15 protein-coding genes are annotated in these 13739 nt (G+C 63.2%); 2 read left to right on the forward strand and 13 right to left on the reverse strand.

The features are described 5' to 3' along the window. Positions 1–8 precede the first annotated feature (8 nt). The 5 genes from ACT4OC_RS28995 to ACT4OC_RS29015 all read right to left on the reverse strand — a co-directional run bounded on the left by ACT4OC_RS28995 (position 9) and on the right by ACT4OC_RS29015 (position 3202). On the reverse strand, positions 9–1073 hold the full coding sequence (locus ACT4OC_RS28995) for an IS630 family transposase (RefSeq protein ID WP_444842490.1): 1065 nt from the start codon (positions 1071–1073) through the stop codon (positions 9–11). Between the two features lie 103 nt (positions 1074–1176). Then, positions 1177–1908 carry a Crp/Fnr family transcriptional regulator gene (locus ACT4OC_RS29000; RefSeq protein ID WP_444842491.1) on the reverse strand — a complete coding sequence of 244 codons (732 nt, stop codon included), beginning with the start codon at positions 1906–1908 and terminating at the stop codon, positions 1177–1179. A 264-nt stretch (positions 1909–2172) separates the two neighbouring features. Beyond that, positions 2173–2601 carry a GNAT family N-acetyltransferase gene (locus tag ACT4OC_RS29005; protein ID WP_444842492.1) on the reverse strand — a complete coding sequence of 143 codons (429 nt, stop codon included), beginning with the start codon at positions 2599–2601 and terminating at the stop codon, positions 2173–2175. Between the two features lie 84 nt (positions 2602–2685). Then, complete coding sequence (locus ACT4OC_RS29010) at positions 2686–2979, reverse strand: hypothetical protein (RefSeq protein ID WP_444842493.1); 294 nt, start codon at positions 2977–2979, stop codon at positions 2686–2688. 4 nt (positions 2980–2983) lie between these two features. Continuing rightward, positions 2984–3202: a hypothetical protein gene (locus ACT4OC_RS29015; RefSeq protein WP_444842494.1), complete on the reverse strand. Its 219-nt coding sequence runs from the start codon at positions 3200–3202 to the stop codon at positions 2984–2986. A 765-nt stretch (positions 3203–3967) separates the two neighbouring features. Between ACT4OC_RS29015 and ACT4OC_RS29020 the strand changes: the two genes are divergently transcribed. After that, positions 3968–4153 (forward strand): hypothetical protein, encoded by a 186-nt coding sequence (locus tag ACT4OC_RS29020; protein ID WP_444842495.1) that lies wholly within the window; start codon positions 3968–3970, stop codon positions 4151–4153. On the opposite strand, the gene ACT4OC_RS29025 is transcribed toward ACT4OC_RS29020, so the two are convergent. The 6 genes from ACT4OC_RS29025 to ACT4OC_RS29050 all read right to left on the reverse strand — a co-directional run bounded on the left by ACT4OC_RS29025 (position 4150) and on the right by ACT4OC_RS29050 (position 9883). Beyond that, positions 4150–5109 (reverse strand): hypothetical protein, encoded by a 960-nt coding sequence (locus ACT4OC_RS29025; RefSeq protein WP_444842496.1) that lies wholly within the window; start codon positions 5107–5109, stop codon positions 4150–4152. The genes ACT4OC_RS29020 and ACT4OC_RS29025 overlap by 4 nt on opposite strands. Positions 5110–5279: 170 nt before the next feature. Continuing rightward, positions 5280–5633: a phasin gene (locus ACT4OC_RS29030; protein ID WP_444842497.1), complete on the reverse strand. Its 354-nt coding sequence runs from the start codon at positions 5631–5633 to the stop codon at positions 5280–5282. Positions 5634–5876: 243 nt separating this feature from the next. Continuing rightward, a complete protein-coding gene (locus ACT4OC_RS29035; RefSeq protein WP_444842498.1) occupies positions 5877–6143 on the reverse strand; it encodes a hypothetical protein in 267 nt (88 codons plus the stop codon). Between the two features lie 51 nt (positions 6144–6194). Beyond that, entirely contained in the window at positions 6195–7328 is a 1134-nt protein-coding gene (locus ACT4OC_RS29040; RefSeq protein ID WP_444842499.1) for an alpha-hydroxy acid oxidase, read from the reverse strand. A 22-nt stretch (positions 7329–7350) separates the two neighbouring features. Further along, entirely contained in the window at positions 7351–8625 is a 1275-nt protein-coding gene (locus tag ACT4OC_RS29045; RefSeq protein WP_444842500.1) for a CaiB/BaiF CoA transferase family protein, read from the reverse strand. 202 nt (positions 8626–8827) lie between these two features. Continuing rightward, complete coding sequence (locus ACT4OC_RS29050) at positions 8828–9883, reverse strand: hypothetical protein (protein ID WP_444842501.1); 1056 nt, start codon at positions 9881–9883, stop codon at positions 8828–8830. Between the two features lie 246 nt (positions 9884–10129). Between ACT4OC_RS29050 and bamA the strand changes: the two genes are divergently transcribed. Beyond that, a complete protein-coding gene (gene bamA / locus ACT4OC_RS29055) occupies positions 10130–12481 on the forward strand; it encodes an outer membrane protein assembly factor BamA (RefSeq protein ID WP_444842502.1) in 2352 nt (783 codons plus the stop codon). Here bamA and ACT4OC_RS29060 read toward each other — a convergent pair. Then, entirely contained in the window at positions 12462–13037 is a 576-nt protein-coding gene (locus tag ACT4OC_RS29060) for a hypothetical protein (protein WP_444842503.1), read from the reverse strand. The two genes, bamA and ACT4OC_RS29060, sit on opposite strands and share 20 nt — an antisense overlap. Further along, on the reverse strand, positions 13006–13593 hold the full coding sequence (locus tag ACT4OC_RS29065) for a GcrA family cell cycle regulator (RefSeq protein ID WP_444842504.1): 588 nt from the start codon (positions 13591–13593) through the stop codon (positions 13006–13008). The genes ACT4OC_RS29060 and ACT4OC_RS29065 overlap by 32 nt, the downstream gene beginning before the upstream one ends. Positions 13594–13739: the final 146 nt, after the last annotated feature.

Here is a 13739-nt window from a genome sequence, read left to right on the forward strand (position 1 = left end):
ACCCGGAATCAGAGCTGAGTGATACGGCGGCCTTTGAATCGGCGTTGACGGACCTTTTTCTTGGTCCAGACGAAGGGCTCGGCTTTGTCGTTGTACGCGTTGACGTAGGCATCGATGTGTTCCTGAAGCTGCTTGAGGCTTGTGAAGGAGGTGCCGCTAAGCGACTGCCCCTGCAAGATCGAGAACCAGACCTCGACCTGATTGAGCCAGGACGCGCTTGTCGGCGTGAAATGAAATTGCACGTTGGGGTGGGCCTTGAGCCAGTGCTCGTTTTTCTTGTGGGTGTTGAGGTTGTCGAGGATGACGTGAAGCTTTCGGCCCGGAAAGGCCGCTGTGACGCTGTTCATGAAGTCGAGAAACTCGACACGGCGACGGCGTTTTGAATGAGCCGCGATGATCTTTCCGGTGGCGACTTCGAGCGCCGCAAATAATGTTGTGGTGCCATGCCGCTTGTAATCGTGGCTCTGGCCGGTCAAGGCGCGGCCATTGGGCAACTTCAGATAACCCTGCGCTCGCTCCAAGGCCTGGATCGAGGGCTTCTCGTCTACGCAGAGTACAATGGCCTTCGCGGGCGGGGCGACGTAGAGGCCAACAACATCGGCGGCTTTGGCCGTAAAGTTCGGGTCGTTGCTCTCGCACCAGGACTTGCGAGCCGCGAGGTCAATCTTGTGGCTGCGCAGGAACCGCCAGACATATTGGACGTCAACATCGCCCAGCGCCTCGGCCAGCAGAGGGCCGGTCCAGCGCGCAAATCCTTGCGGGGGCGGCTTATCCAGCAGCTTCAGAATCCGCTTGTCGGTGGCCTTCGTATAGATCGGCTGCTTGCCGGGCCGCGGCTTGTCTTGCAGCCCTTCAAGGCCATGATCGGCATAGCGGTGCCGCCAAAGGCTGACAATCCGCGGCTGGACCCCAACTTCCTTGGCGATCGATCGGGTGCTGCGACCGGCCGCCGCCAACAGGACTATCCGCGCCCGCTTCAAATCGCGCTGCAACGTCATCGGTGAGCGACAGCACGCCTCAAGCACCTTGCGATCTTTCCTCGAAAGGTGGACTTCTCTTGCTTCGGGTATCATCCCGATCTTGAATCACGACTCACCCTCTAAGAAAAGAGGGTACTAGATGCGGTGGGGCCCACACCGGCTTGTGGCGCATGACGCCAACAAGGATGGCGCAGTGTCAGTCGCCGTCGTCTGGTCCCGCTTCGATCAACGCCTGCAGCGGCTCGGGCTTCAGCACGACGATGGCGCCGTGCTCGAGGCGCACCAAACCGCGGGTGGCCCAGGAACGCAACTGCTTGTTGATGCTTTCGCGGGTCATGCCGACCATCTCACTGATCTCCTGCTGCGTGATGGCGAGCGTTCGCTCGCCTTCGGTCAGCTTGCGCCGCTCCGTCAGGCGGAGCAGCGCGCTGGCGAGCCGGCCGGGCAGGTCCTGCAGGATGACCTGCTCGACCTGGTCGCTGGTCCAGCGCAGCCGCGCACACAGCAGTTCAATGAACTTCATCGCCAGCGTCGGCTGGCTGCGAACGAAGGGCACGAACTCGCGCCGGTCGATGGTGAACAGTTCGCAGTTGGTATTTGCGGTAGCATCCGCGCTGCGTTCCTGGCCATCAAGCAGCGCGATCTCACCAAAGATCTCACCGGGACCGATCAAGTTGAGGATGGCGTTGCGGCCGTCGGGCGAGGAGATGCTGATCTTCACCGTGCCGCTGATCACCGCAAACAGGCTGGTCGGAGGATCGCCCTTGGCGAAGATTGGCGTGCCGCGCTTTAACGTCGAATGCTTGGCATAGCGACAGAGCTGCTCGAACGCGGCGGACTCGAGATCGGCAAAATACGGATGCTTGCGCAGGACCGACAGCTTGCTGCTGGAAAACCCGCGGGCTTCGCCCTTGTTGTCCTGAGGCACGCTGATTCACTCCCGAGAGGATGGCCGCGCCGGCACCCCCTCCGTAATCAAGCCAGCCCGGCTTTTCAACCGGAAACCACCTTCATCGGCGCGCCCCGGGGGGTCATAGGCCGAATATGACGGCTACCTTGCGGTTGCGGCGACCACGATGTAAGGGCCAAAATGAAAAGAAGCCCGGTGGCCAAACGGCCACCGGGCTGAAGAATTTGCCCAACTTGAATCCGCAGCGACCCTGGACGGGCACCGGCACCTTCGAGCCGGCGGTCATCTCATGAGCTTGCGCCAATAGAGCGTGTGCGGCCACGCCCACGGGTCGTTCGGCCGGTATAAGCGATAGCCGCCTTTGATGAAATTGTTGGCCGAGGCCAGGTTGTCGGTGGTGTCCGAGACCACTGCCGTCCAGCCATTTCGCCGCACCTGCGCCTCCACTGCTCGCATGAAACGCAACTGCAGGCCGTTGCCGCAGTGACTCCGCAGCACACCAACTCGCGAAAAATACCCGGCGTTGCGGGCGTGGGTCGAAGCGATCACGCCGGCGAATCCGACGGGCACTCCGCGCCGGTAGGCCAGCCACCAATGCCCTTGTTCGAAGTTCGGGACGGTCGCCGCTTCGAAGAACGTGAGGCGGTGGATTTCGGCGAGTGCGTCCGCGACGTCTTCGTCCTGACCATCGACTGCGTGAATCCGATACATTCCTCAAAACCTCGGCATGCGTCGTCGCCCTACGGAAGGCGCGGGGGAAGGAAAGCCAGGACGGCCGCCGGCCACGCAGTCCGATCATTTTCCCAGTAGGGCCTTGAAGCCAAGCCAGACTGCTCCGACAAGACCGGTCACGATCACGGTAATCGCAGCCTTGAAAGTGTAGCTTTGCGCCTGTTCGACGCTCTTGCGCCATCGCCGAAGATGCTGAAGGTCGGCCCGCAACTCCCTCCGATCCTCCTCCTCCAACCCAAACGAGGTCAGGATCGCTGCGACGGCCCTCTGCACTGCCGCGTCGATGTTGCTGTACTGTAGTCGCTGCTGCTCCACCAACGTTTCCGCAACGATGGCTTTCATGTCGGCCTCGTTCATCCCGTCACCGCCTGATGATCCGTGCGACATTCTCGAAGCCGCGCTTTGCAAAGTAAAATGAGACGACCAGGTTTGACGTCACGGCCGCGAAGCCTGCAAGCGGGTCGGTGGCCCCGAGCCCAAGCACCTTGTCCCAGATCAAGAGCTTGATCGCGGTCCTGGTGTGGCTCCGTGCAATCGAACGGATCTCGGTCAGTGTCCTGGATCTGCTCACTCGAGGCATTCCCAGATGGCGATGGCGAGGAGCCCGGCGAGCGCGAGCGAGATCAGATAGGCAGTCACGGGGCACCTCCTGGAAAAGATGAAGTGGCGGCATGATCGCTTTCCCTGGATCATTTCCGGCGCGAACCGTATCCCTCAATCGGAGGGGCCGCGTGCGGCGGAGGGACGAGCCCCGCCGCGGAGCCGGCGCGTTCGCGCGCGCCGGCCAGTGGCGTGTTGACGAGAGTTCGGACGGCGGCGCGCTTGCGACGCGGGCAGGACAAGGGGAGATGTGGCGTCGTGACGCGCGGCCGCCGTCCGATTGGCGAAGCGGCAAACAAAAAGCCCGCGGCGGATGGCTCCGTCGCGGGCTTTCGACAATTCTTGCGATGTTGGTCTTATACCCCTGATTTGCCCGACGGGTCAAGTGGAAAATTCTATATTTACAAAAGTTTTTTCTGAAATATCTAAGCCTTGCGCTGGCGGCCTTTGCCGGCCACGGGCCCCGGATGGGCCGGCCGGGACCCGGCTGCACTGCTCAATGCCGGTCGTTGCGAATTCGTAAACCGGTTGCGAGCAAATTGAAGGAACGGGTTCGATGAATTGCAACGGGCCTCAACTAGGGTCGAACGAAAAGCCCCGCCGCCGGTCTGCGGTGCGGGGCCATGCAACCGTGCGACGATATCGGGATGCCGCTGATTGCCCGGCGCGTCTGGCGCGCGATCTTTCTTCAGCGCGCTCGATGCGGAAAAACACAGCGCATACCTCCAGCCAAGGGAGACGGCCAATGTACTTTGCTGCTGTAGCCTTGTTGATCCTGTCCGGCGTGCTTTACGCGGCCGGTCATCGCGAGCTCGGTGCATACAGCGCCGACGTTTGCCGCTATGGCGGCATGTTCTGCGAGAACCCGTCGATCGTGCTGGTCGCCGCCGGTCTTGCCGCCGTCTGGGGCAAGTTCGTCAGCATTCGCTAATTGCGCACCAGATAGAGCGGCGTGCGCAGCGTCAGCGTGTAGGACGGCTTCGGCACCCAGGCGATCTGCGCGGTCACGCCGAACAGGCGGTTGTCGTTGTCGTCCATGCGGTCGAGATCGAGCCGCACGATGGGCTGGGTGAAAGGCTGAAAAGGCACCAGCCTCGTGAGATGCGCTCCGCCGAACGATTGCACGCCGACCCGTCCGGTGAACTTCCAGTTGTTCGGCCATTGATAATAGCCGCCCACATAGCCGACGATGTTGTCGTTGACCCTGATGAGCTGCGAGTCCACCTCGACCCAGGTGTGCTGTACGCCGGCGAGCCATCCTCTCGTCTCGTCCTCATCGAGCGCGTAGCCCAGTTCGACGACGTTGTTGAGCGATGTGACGGCGACCGGCGAATCCGGCGCCGACCGCGTCAGCGTCGTTTGCAGCGTCACGGTCGGGAAGTACCCGCCGTCTTGCTCGTAGATGTCGGCCTGCAAGCCGACATTCCAGCTCGTGACGTCGAGCGATGACCATCCCGAACCGCTGTTCGAGGTGCTCGCAGTGATCCCGCCATAGAGCGAGAGACGATCATTGACGTCCACGGTCAGCGGCACGTCGATCCACGCGCTCTGGCTTGCCGGGGACGACAGCGTCGGCAGGCCCGGCAAGACAGGCGTTGTCGGCAGCGCCGCCGGATGGACCAGCCTCACAATGTTCGACAGCGAAGAAAACAGCGACCCGGTTCCGATACCAAGTGAGAGCGAGTTTGCCGGCACGGTCGCATAATTGGTTCTGAGGTCGATATAGACGTTCGGCAGCGCCGGACTCGTCGTGCCGTCGGGATCCTCGTCGGCGAAGGCCTCGCCGCCGCCGATTACCGCAAGCGCGACGATCGCGATGCAGCCCACCGCGCGCATCCGATAGCGCCGAATGCCCCTGCCGGCACACGCTCCGCCCACACCGTCCATAACAAACCCCTTGGCCAGAGGGACGTTACACCGACGGAAGGTGCACATTCAACCGACGGAGTATGCAAACAAAAAGCCCGCCGCCGTCTCCGGCGCGGGCTCAGATGCTCTTCGCGATGATGACCAGATACACCTGATTTGCCCGACGCGTCAAGGGGAATTTCGAAACTTCAGAACTTGCCCTTGGTGGCGTCCTTGGCCGCCGACATCGCCTCGCCCGAGATCTGGCGCATATGCTCGCCGGCATTGGTGAACTGGCTGCGCAGGAATTCCGACTGGATGCGCAGCGCCTCCTGAAGATCGGTGGCATGAACCAGCTTGCGGGCATGTTCGAACGCCGCCTTCATGTTCTGCTCGGTGAAATTCAGCGCCTGCTTGGAAATCTCGGTGCCCGGGCTCGGCATCGAGGCCATGGATTTGGCGGCGGCATCGAAGAACATGCCGAACGCTTTTTCAGCCTGGTCGATGGTTTTTTCGGCCAGATCTCGCAATTCCGCCGGAACTTCCAACTTCGGTTCAATCATGATCGCCGCCCTCCGGTTCTCGAAAGGACGTTACCATATTTCCGGCGCTTGTCTCCGCCGGATTGGCGGATCGGTTGAGGCGGCAAGCAAGACCGGCCCGGCTCGGCGGTCAGCCGCCCGAAACCTGCGTTGCGATATGGAGGGCCAGAAGGACGGCCGGCACGCTGATGAGCCTGAGAACCTGATCCACCGAAAGCATCGTTCGCCCCACTTGTCCCCGACGCCCGCCCCCGGCGGCCAGCGTCAATTCCCCCGCTGCACCGCGTGCTGGTCGGAAACCAGCATCTGATCGGTATAGGCGGCGCCCGAGATGGTGAGCAGCGCCAGAATCGAAATGACGGCGAGCGTTTTCATGCTTCGATGGTCGTTTTCGAATGTGGCCGAAAACGTCAGCGCTTGGCGCATTTTCAGGACGATCCAGCGGAACTTGTTGGATTGCTGCGCGACACGAACGCCCGGCCATCGGAACGCAGCCGAAATTTCCCAATCAATATCGGCGCATCGCGGCAAAACGCGCGACGCCGAATGATGTCGGGATTGTGGCTGCAGTAGGCGCCCGTATTAATACCGGTACGGCTCGATATCCAGCAGCGGGAAGGCGCTGAAGACATCTGGCAGATTGGTCGCCGCAGCCTGATGCAGATAGGACTTGTCGAGTTCGCGGAAGCTGGTCACACCGAGCAGGCCGAGGCAGCGGATCACCTCGTCCTCGAGCAGCTCCAGCATGCGGACGATACCCTCCTCGCCGGCCGCTGCCAGCGCCCAGCATTGCAGCCGGCCGATGCCGACGAGATCGGCGCCGGCGGCGATCGCCTTGACGATGTCGGTACCGCGGCAGAACGAACCATCGACCATGATCTTCGCGCGTCCGGCAACCGCATTGACGATCTCGGGCAGCACATGCATCGCCCCGCGGCCGTGATCGAGCTGCCGCCCGCCATGGTTGGAGACGTAGATCCATTCGACCCCATGATCGAGCGCGATCCGGGCATCCTCGGCCGTCGCGATTCCCTTGATGACAAGTGGAATCCTGAACTTGTCCTTGATCAATTTCACCGTGCGCCAATCCAGCCCCTTCTGGAAATCGCCGCCGGTAGCCCGAATCCGGCTGTCGCGCACGTAACGCTTGGCGATGTCGCGCTCGCGCCGGCTGTAATGCGCGGTGTCGACGGTCAGGCAGAAGGCGGCATAGCCGTTGGCAACGGTGCGGCTGACCACGTCCTTGACGAAGGCGTCGTCGCCGCGGACGTAGAGCTGGTAGAAGCGCAGGGCGTCGGGCGCAGCCTGCGCCGTCTTTTCCAGACCCGGCTCGGAGACCGAGCTCAACATGTGAGATGCGCCGAACCTGCCCGCCCCGCGTGCGACCGCCGCCGCGGAATTGGGATCGAAGATTTCGAGTGCGCCGACCGGTGCCAGCACTACCGGTAGCCGCAGCTTGCGGCCGAACGCCTCGACCGACGCATCGACCTTGGCGACATTGCGCAGCACCCGCGGGCGGAATGCGATCTCGTCGAGCGACATGCGGTTGCGGCGCATGGTAGTCTCGGTCTCGGCCGCGCCGACGATATAGTCCCAGGCATTCTGGTTGAGCCGGGCGCGCGCCTTGCGCACGAACTCGTGCAGGTTCTGGAATTCCTCGCCGCTGGCGCCGAGTTCGACGTTGCGCTCCGGCCGGATCGGCGTGCCGTCATTCATGTGCTTCGCTCCTCGAATCTTCCTATTCATCTGTCCCGCGCGTCGGAATCGCCTTGCCGAAAGCGCCGGCCTCGGCCAGCTCGGCAATACGGCGATCGTCGTAACCAAGCGTCCTGCGCAGCACGTCCTTGGTATGCTGCCCGAGCAGCGGCGCGGCCACCGGATCGACCGTCGGGGTCAGGCTCATGTTGAGCGGCGTCTCGATGTTGGGCACTGCGCCTGCCGTCGGGTGGGGAATTCGGCTCAAGCGATCGCGATCGCGCACCTCGGGTGCATTGAATCCCTCCTCCACCGTGCGTAGATAGCCGACGGGAATGTTGGCCTTCTTCATCTTCGCCATCCAGTTCTCGAGCGTGTCGGTGGCGAACACACCGGCGATGATGGCGCGCAGTTTTTCCCTGTTGGCTGTCCTTGCCTTGCGGTGGGAGAAATCCGGATCGGTGACGAGGTCCGGCCGCTCCAGCACTTCCGTCACCAGGCGGCGATAGAGCCGGTCGTTGGCGCAGGCCATGTAGAGCGGGCCGTCGGAGGCGCGATAGACGCCGACCGTTGGCGATCCGTTCGGCGAGTTGCCGAAGCGGCCAGGATTATTGCCGCTGATCAGATAGGCCATGCCGTAGAAGCCGGTCATGGCGACCGCGATGTCGATCAGCGCAACCTCGACGCGCTGGCCGCGGCCGAGCTTGTCGCGCGCCAGGAGCGCCATCAGGATGGCATTGCAAGCGGACATGCCCGTCGCCATGTCGACGATCGGCGGGCCGGTGCGCACCGGCTCTCCGTCAGGAAAGCCGTTGAGCGACATGAAACCGCTCTCGGCCTGGGTGATCGGATCGAAGCCCGGACGCAGCGCGAACGCTCCCTTGCGGCCGTAAGCGGAAATCGAACAATAAACCAGGCGCGGATTGATCGGTGCCACCGACTCGTAGTCGAGCCCGTACTTCTTCATCACGCCGCCGGAGAAATTCTCCACCACCACGTCCGCCTTGGCGATCAGCGCACGGGCGACTTCCAGCGCTCTCGGATTGGTGAAATCGAGCGCGATGCCGCGCTTGTTGCGGTTGAGGCTGAGGAAGGCCGCGCTCTCGCCAGCGATTTCCGCGTGTTCGTACGCCCGCGTATCGTCGCCGCCGTCGGGATTCTCGATTTTGATGACCTCGGCGCCGAAATCCGCCAGCATTTGGGTGCAGGCCGGCCCGGCGACGACGCGGGTGAAGTCGACCACCAGCAGGCCGTCGAGCGCCGTCGGCTGATCCTTTGCGCGCGGCGTGCGCTCCGGCAGATGCGGTCCGGCGGTCATTCAGGCGTTTCCCGTTGCTTCGCCCAGACGCAACAGCGCCGGGCCTTCGCTTTGTGACTTTTTAGCGAAGGCCGAAGACAACGCCAAATCCGGATTTTGCAGGGCCGGACCTTTCGCAGGCATAGCTACAGGCCGACCGGCCCGTGACGGCACGGCCGGTAAATCATGCCGGCAGCCTGCCGTCCCGACCGGCCACCGGCCGCTACTGTTGGTTCTTCTGCCAGAACGACAACAGGCCCTGCGAAGCCGATCCTCCGATCACGCAGGGGATGCCGACGGCGACTTGTCCGAGCGCCGCGGCCGAGACGCAGCCCAGCGCCACGGCGCCGACGCCAACCTGGCCCCAGAAATCGAGATTGCGCCGGGCGTCCGATCCCTTGGCCTTCAGGTCCTCCACCGCGGCCACGGCATCGCGGCGCAGCGCCCCGATCTGTACGGTGTCGGCAGCTTCGACCACCTCCGCCAGCGGTGCCCGTACCGGCTCCTTTGCACGCGCCAGTTCGCCGCGCAAATATTCCCGCAACTTGGCGTCGCGAATGGCGTAGCTGGCCAGCGTGTAGCGCGCCATGCTGCCAACTGTCAGCTTGTCGACGGTATCGCGGCTCTTGCTCCACGGCAGCATCTCCACGATGCGCTTGATCGGCATGTGCGAGCCGGTCGCGAAGTAATAGCCCCACAGCGTATCGAGCAGATCCTGGCTGCCGGCGAAGGTCACCGTCGTGCTGACCTTCTTCTCCTCCTTGGCAAAGGGATTCTTCGTGAACGTGGTCTTCAGCTTGTCCATCACCCCGGGCTTGGTCTCCTCCAGCGGGATCTGGCTCAGGATCGGCAGCTTGCCGGCCAGATAATTGTCAATCATGACGCGACGCGCCGGCATCCGCGGCGCCACGCGGCGCAGCAGATTGCGCCAGTCCGGATGCCCCGAATAGGCGATGGCGCGGACGATCACCCACTCGTCTTCCGGCGCAACCGGAAAGAAGCTCGCGATCAGCTTTTCGGCCTTTGCCGGGTTGGATCCGATCGCACCCGCGATGAATCCGAGGTAGATGCCGGCGTTCTCCGGCTCCTTGAAGGTCTGGGCGTGGAACAGGACGCGCACGGCAGCGGGCACGTGGGCATAATCCGGCTTGGCCCGGTAGTTGTAGATCCACTGCTGCACCACGCCGAGCGACGCACGCGGGTCGATCTCCGGTGGCTTCTCAGCCCAAGCGGGCTGGGCAAGCAGGATCGAGGCGGCGATGAGAACTACGTAACGCATGTGATGCTCCTGGCGGGCGTCGGCGGAGATAATGGCCAACGTCTCCCGATATTTGCTGGCGAGACATGAAGCGCGCATTGCGACAATTCTGAGAAAGCGCACGTTAAGCTTGGCGGCCAAATTGTGGCGGCCGGATTGTGGCAGGCGCTGGCCGGTTCGGCCCGCATCTCTCCCTGAGCCGGACATTCTTTTGCCCTGCGGTGGCAATTGCATCACAGGCGGAACAATCGGGAGTGCGGCAGGGACGTGAGTAACAGACGCAGCATCCACCGCCAGCGTGCAAACCTGCTGCTGGCGATGGGCGGGATACTGGCCGCGACAATCGCAACGATGTCGATTGCGATCGCGGCCGAAACCGCATCGTCACGCAATGCAATCGTCGTCGAGGGCAACCGCCGCGTCGACGCCGAGACTATCCGTTCCTATTTCCATGCCTCTCCCGGCGGCCGCTATGATGAAGTCTCACGCGATGCGGCCCTGAAGTCACTGATCGCGACCGGCTTGTTCGAGAACGTCTCGATCGATCGTAACGGCGAAAGGCTCGTCGTACGCGTCACCGAGGCGCCCGTGCTGGGACGGATCGCCTTCGAAGGCAACAAGAAGGTCAAGGACAGCGACCTTTCCGCAGCGATCGATTCCAAGCCGCGCGGCACGCTGCAGCGCGCCAAGGTGCAGTCCGACAGCAACCGCATCATCGAAATCTATCGGCGCGCCGGGCGCGGCGAGGTCAATGTCAGGCCCGAGATCATCGACCGCGGCAATGGCAGCGTCGATCTCGTCTACACGATCGCGGAAGGTGCCAAGACGCCGGTGCGCAGGATCGAATACACCGGAAACCGGGCGTTCGGCAGCCGGCAACTCAACGCGGTCATCAAGACCTCCGCACATTCGATGCTCAGCTTCCTTACCGGAGGCGACGCCTATGACCCCGACCGCATCGCGCAGGACCGGGACCTGATCCGCGCCTATTATCGCAGCAAGGGTTACGCCGACGCCGGCGTGACTTCGGCCAGGACCGAATACGATCCTGCGCAGAAGGGCTTCACGGTCACCTTCGCGATCGACGAGGGTCCGCTCTACAGGTTCGGCAACGTCAACGTCATCTCTAACACTCCGGACGTCGATCCCGGCCAATTGTTGCGGTTGGCACTGATCCGCAATGGCGCCCTGTTCAACGGCAACGCCCTCGACAAGACGAGCGAGCTCCTTGCGATCGAGCTGTCGAAGCTCGGCTATCCCTTTGCGCACGCGGTGCCCCGCATCACCCGCGATCGGGCCGCGCAACGCATCGACGTCTCTTACGTCATCGAGCAGGGGGCGCGCACCTATATCGAGCGCATCGAAATCCACGGCAACTCGCGCACCCGCGACTATGTGATCCGGCGCGAGTTCGATTTCGGCGAGGGCGATCCCTACAACAAGACCCTGATCGACCGGGCGGAGCGCCGGCTGAAGAATCTGAACTATTTCAAGACCGTGAAAATCGCGAGCCGTCCGGGCTCCTCGCCGGACCGCGTGGTGCTCGACGTCGAGACCATCGATCAACCGACCGGCGACATCAATTTCTCCGGCGGCTATTCGACCCAGGACGGCTGGCTCGGCGAGGTCAAGGTCGGCGAGCGCAATCTCTATGGCTCCGGCTATGACGTGAAGGCGTCGGCAACGTTCGGTCAGTACGCGCAGGGCATCAATCTTTCGGCTTCCGAGCCCTACTTCCTCGGCATGCGGGTTGCGGCCGGCGTCGAATTGTTCGGCCGGGTGAGCCAACCGACCAGCTACCAGTCCTATGGCAGCGAGACCTATGGCGGCGCGCTGGTGTTCGGCACGCCGCTGACCGAGCAGATCGGCGTGCAATGGCGCTACTCGCTCTACAACCAGAACATTACGCTGTCGCCGAACGGCAACGGCCTCGTCGCATCCCTGCCGATCCAGCAGGCCGCGGCGGCTGGTCCAGCCTGGGTCTCGCAGGCCGGCACCACCACTACCTTCAGCACCCTCGACAACAACAAGAGCCCGACCAGCGGAATCAGGTCGCAGCTCAGCCAGGATCTCGCCGGCCTCGGCGGCGACGTCAGATTCCTCCGCACCACCCAGGATGTGCGCTACTATCACCAGCTCAATGGCGACCTGGTCGCCATGGTTCGCGGGCAAGGCGGCTACATCACGGGCTGGGGCGGCCAGCAGGCGCCGCTCATGAACACCTTCTTTGGCGGTCCGACCATGGTGCGCGGCTTTGCACCCTATGGATTCGGCCCTCGCGACCTGACTTCGGGCTCCACCAGGGACAATGTCGGCGGCAACATGTATTTTGCAACCACTGCCGAGCTGCAGAGCGGCATTCCCGGGGTGCCCGACGAATACGGGCTGAAGGCGTCGGCCTTTGTCGACGCCGGCAGCGTGTTCAGCTACCGCGGCCCGACGAGTTTCTCGGGCCAGTCGCTGCAGGTCGCCGACAAGAGCATCGTCCGCTCCTCGGTCGGCGTCGGCCTCACCTGGGCCTCGCCCTTCGGCGCGCTGACGGTGGACTACGCCGTTCCGCTGACCAAGGCGGCCTACGACGTCACGCAATCGCTGCGCTTCAGCGCGGGAGGCTTCTGACGGGTATTCGCGCAGGCGCCGCAAACCCGTAGATCAGTGCAAGCCGATCGAGGCATTCCTGGAAGCGCCGGGCGAAGTAGTCCCTCCAGCGCTGGCCGCGCAGGTCGCGCCGCTCGCCCACCTGCTCCATGTTCATGCCCAGAATCAGCACCTCGTGGATGAGCGCCGTGCCGTCGGCGCCGAGCTCATGCTCCACGCGATTGAGCCGCATCACCGCCCGGCGCTGCCCTTCCGTGATCGGCTCCCGCATCTGGCCTCCATCGACGCGCTCCCGCGTCGGATCGACCGCTTGCGGGCCGCGCTCGGCCTTCTCCCAGTCGTTCTGGAAAGCCCGGCCGCCCCGGTATTGCGCCTCGTCGATCTGCCGGCGCGAATGCAGCTTCGCCAGGGGATCGCCGCGCGTCGAGCGCAAGGCAACAATCCTGTCCCCGTGCTCGGCGCCGAAGGGATCGTCAACCTCGACTGCCGCCACCTCCGCATTGTGCGGCAATTCCTGCGCGCGCCGGTCGTAAGCCTTGGACGGATCATAGGGTTTCTTGCGCTTCCTGCGTACCATTCCAACACTTCTCCACTCGGTAGGTTCCGGCCGCGGCGACCAGCCGGAGCGGCGCGATGCTCGCAGCCCGCTCGGTCGGGACGTCGGGGTTGCGCGTGAGATGAAAATGCGGCGTGCAATAGCTCGAGCCTTTGCGGCGCCGATGACCGCAAAAGGTGATGGCATCGCCTTCGAGCTCGCCGCCATAGGGGTAGCGACAATCGCCCCGTTCGAGCTCGACCAGCGTCAGATGGCGCGGATTGACGTCGACGCAGCGAAGTCGAACAGCCTTCCGCCGCTGGAAAACCGGCCGACGCTGGAGCAGCTGCAGCAGCGCCGAATCATCGCTTCGGGGTCTCGGTGGCCGTTGAAACGTCGCGTCGGCCATCGGCGGCGGCTTGGACCGTTCCGGCTCCCCCAGACCCATCCGCCGCCCGCGTCCGAGGGCGGCGCTGCGGGAGTAAGAGGTGCCAAATCTGTCATTTATGGCGTCCGCGGCATCCCTGTACGACATTCCCTTGGTCAAAAACTCGCTCAACGCCTCGCAATGCGCGGGCGGCCAGTACGCTGATTCCACTTGTCTCGTTCCCGTTTCTTTTCACTGGCCGCAGACCCCGGCCTTCATTATGCTATTCCGAATATTCGGTCAAGCTAATTTTTCCGAAAAACGGCATTGATTTTCATTATGAAATTCGGAACGTAGGGAAATCGGAAAGGGGAATA

The organism is Bradyrhizobium sp., assembly GCF_052389815.1.
GTDB lineage: Bacteria > Pseudomonadota > Alphaproteobacteria > Rhizobiales > Xanthobacteraceae > Bradyrhizobium.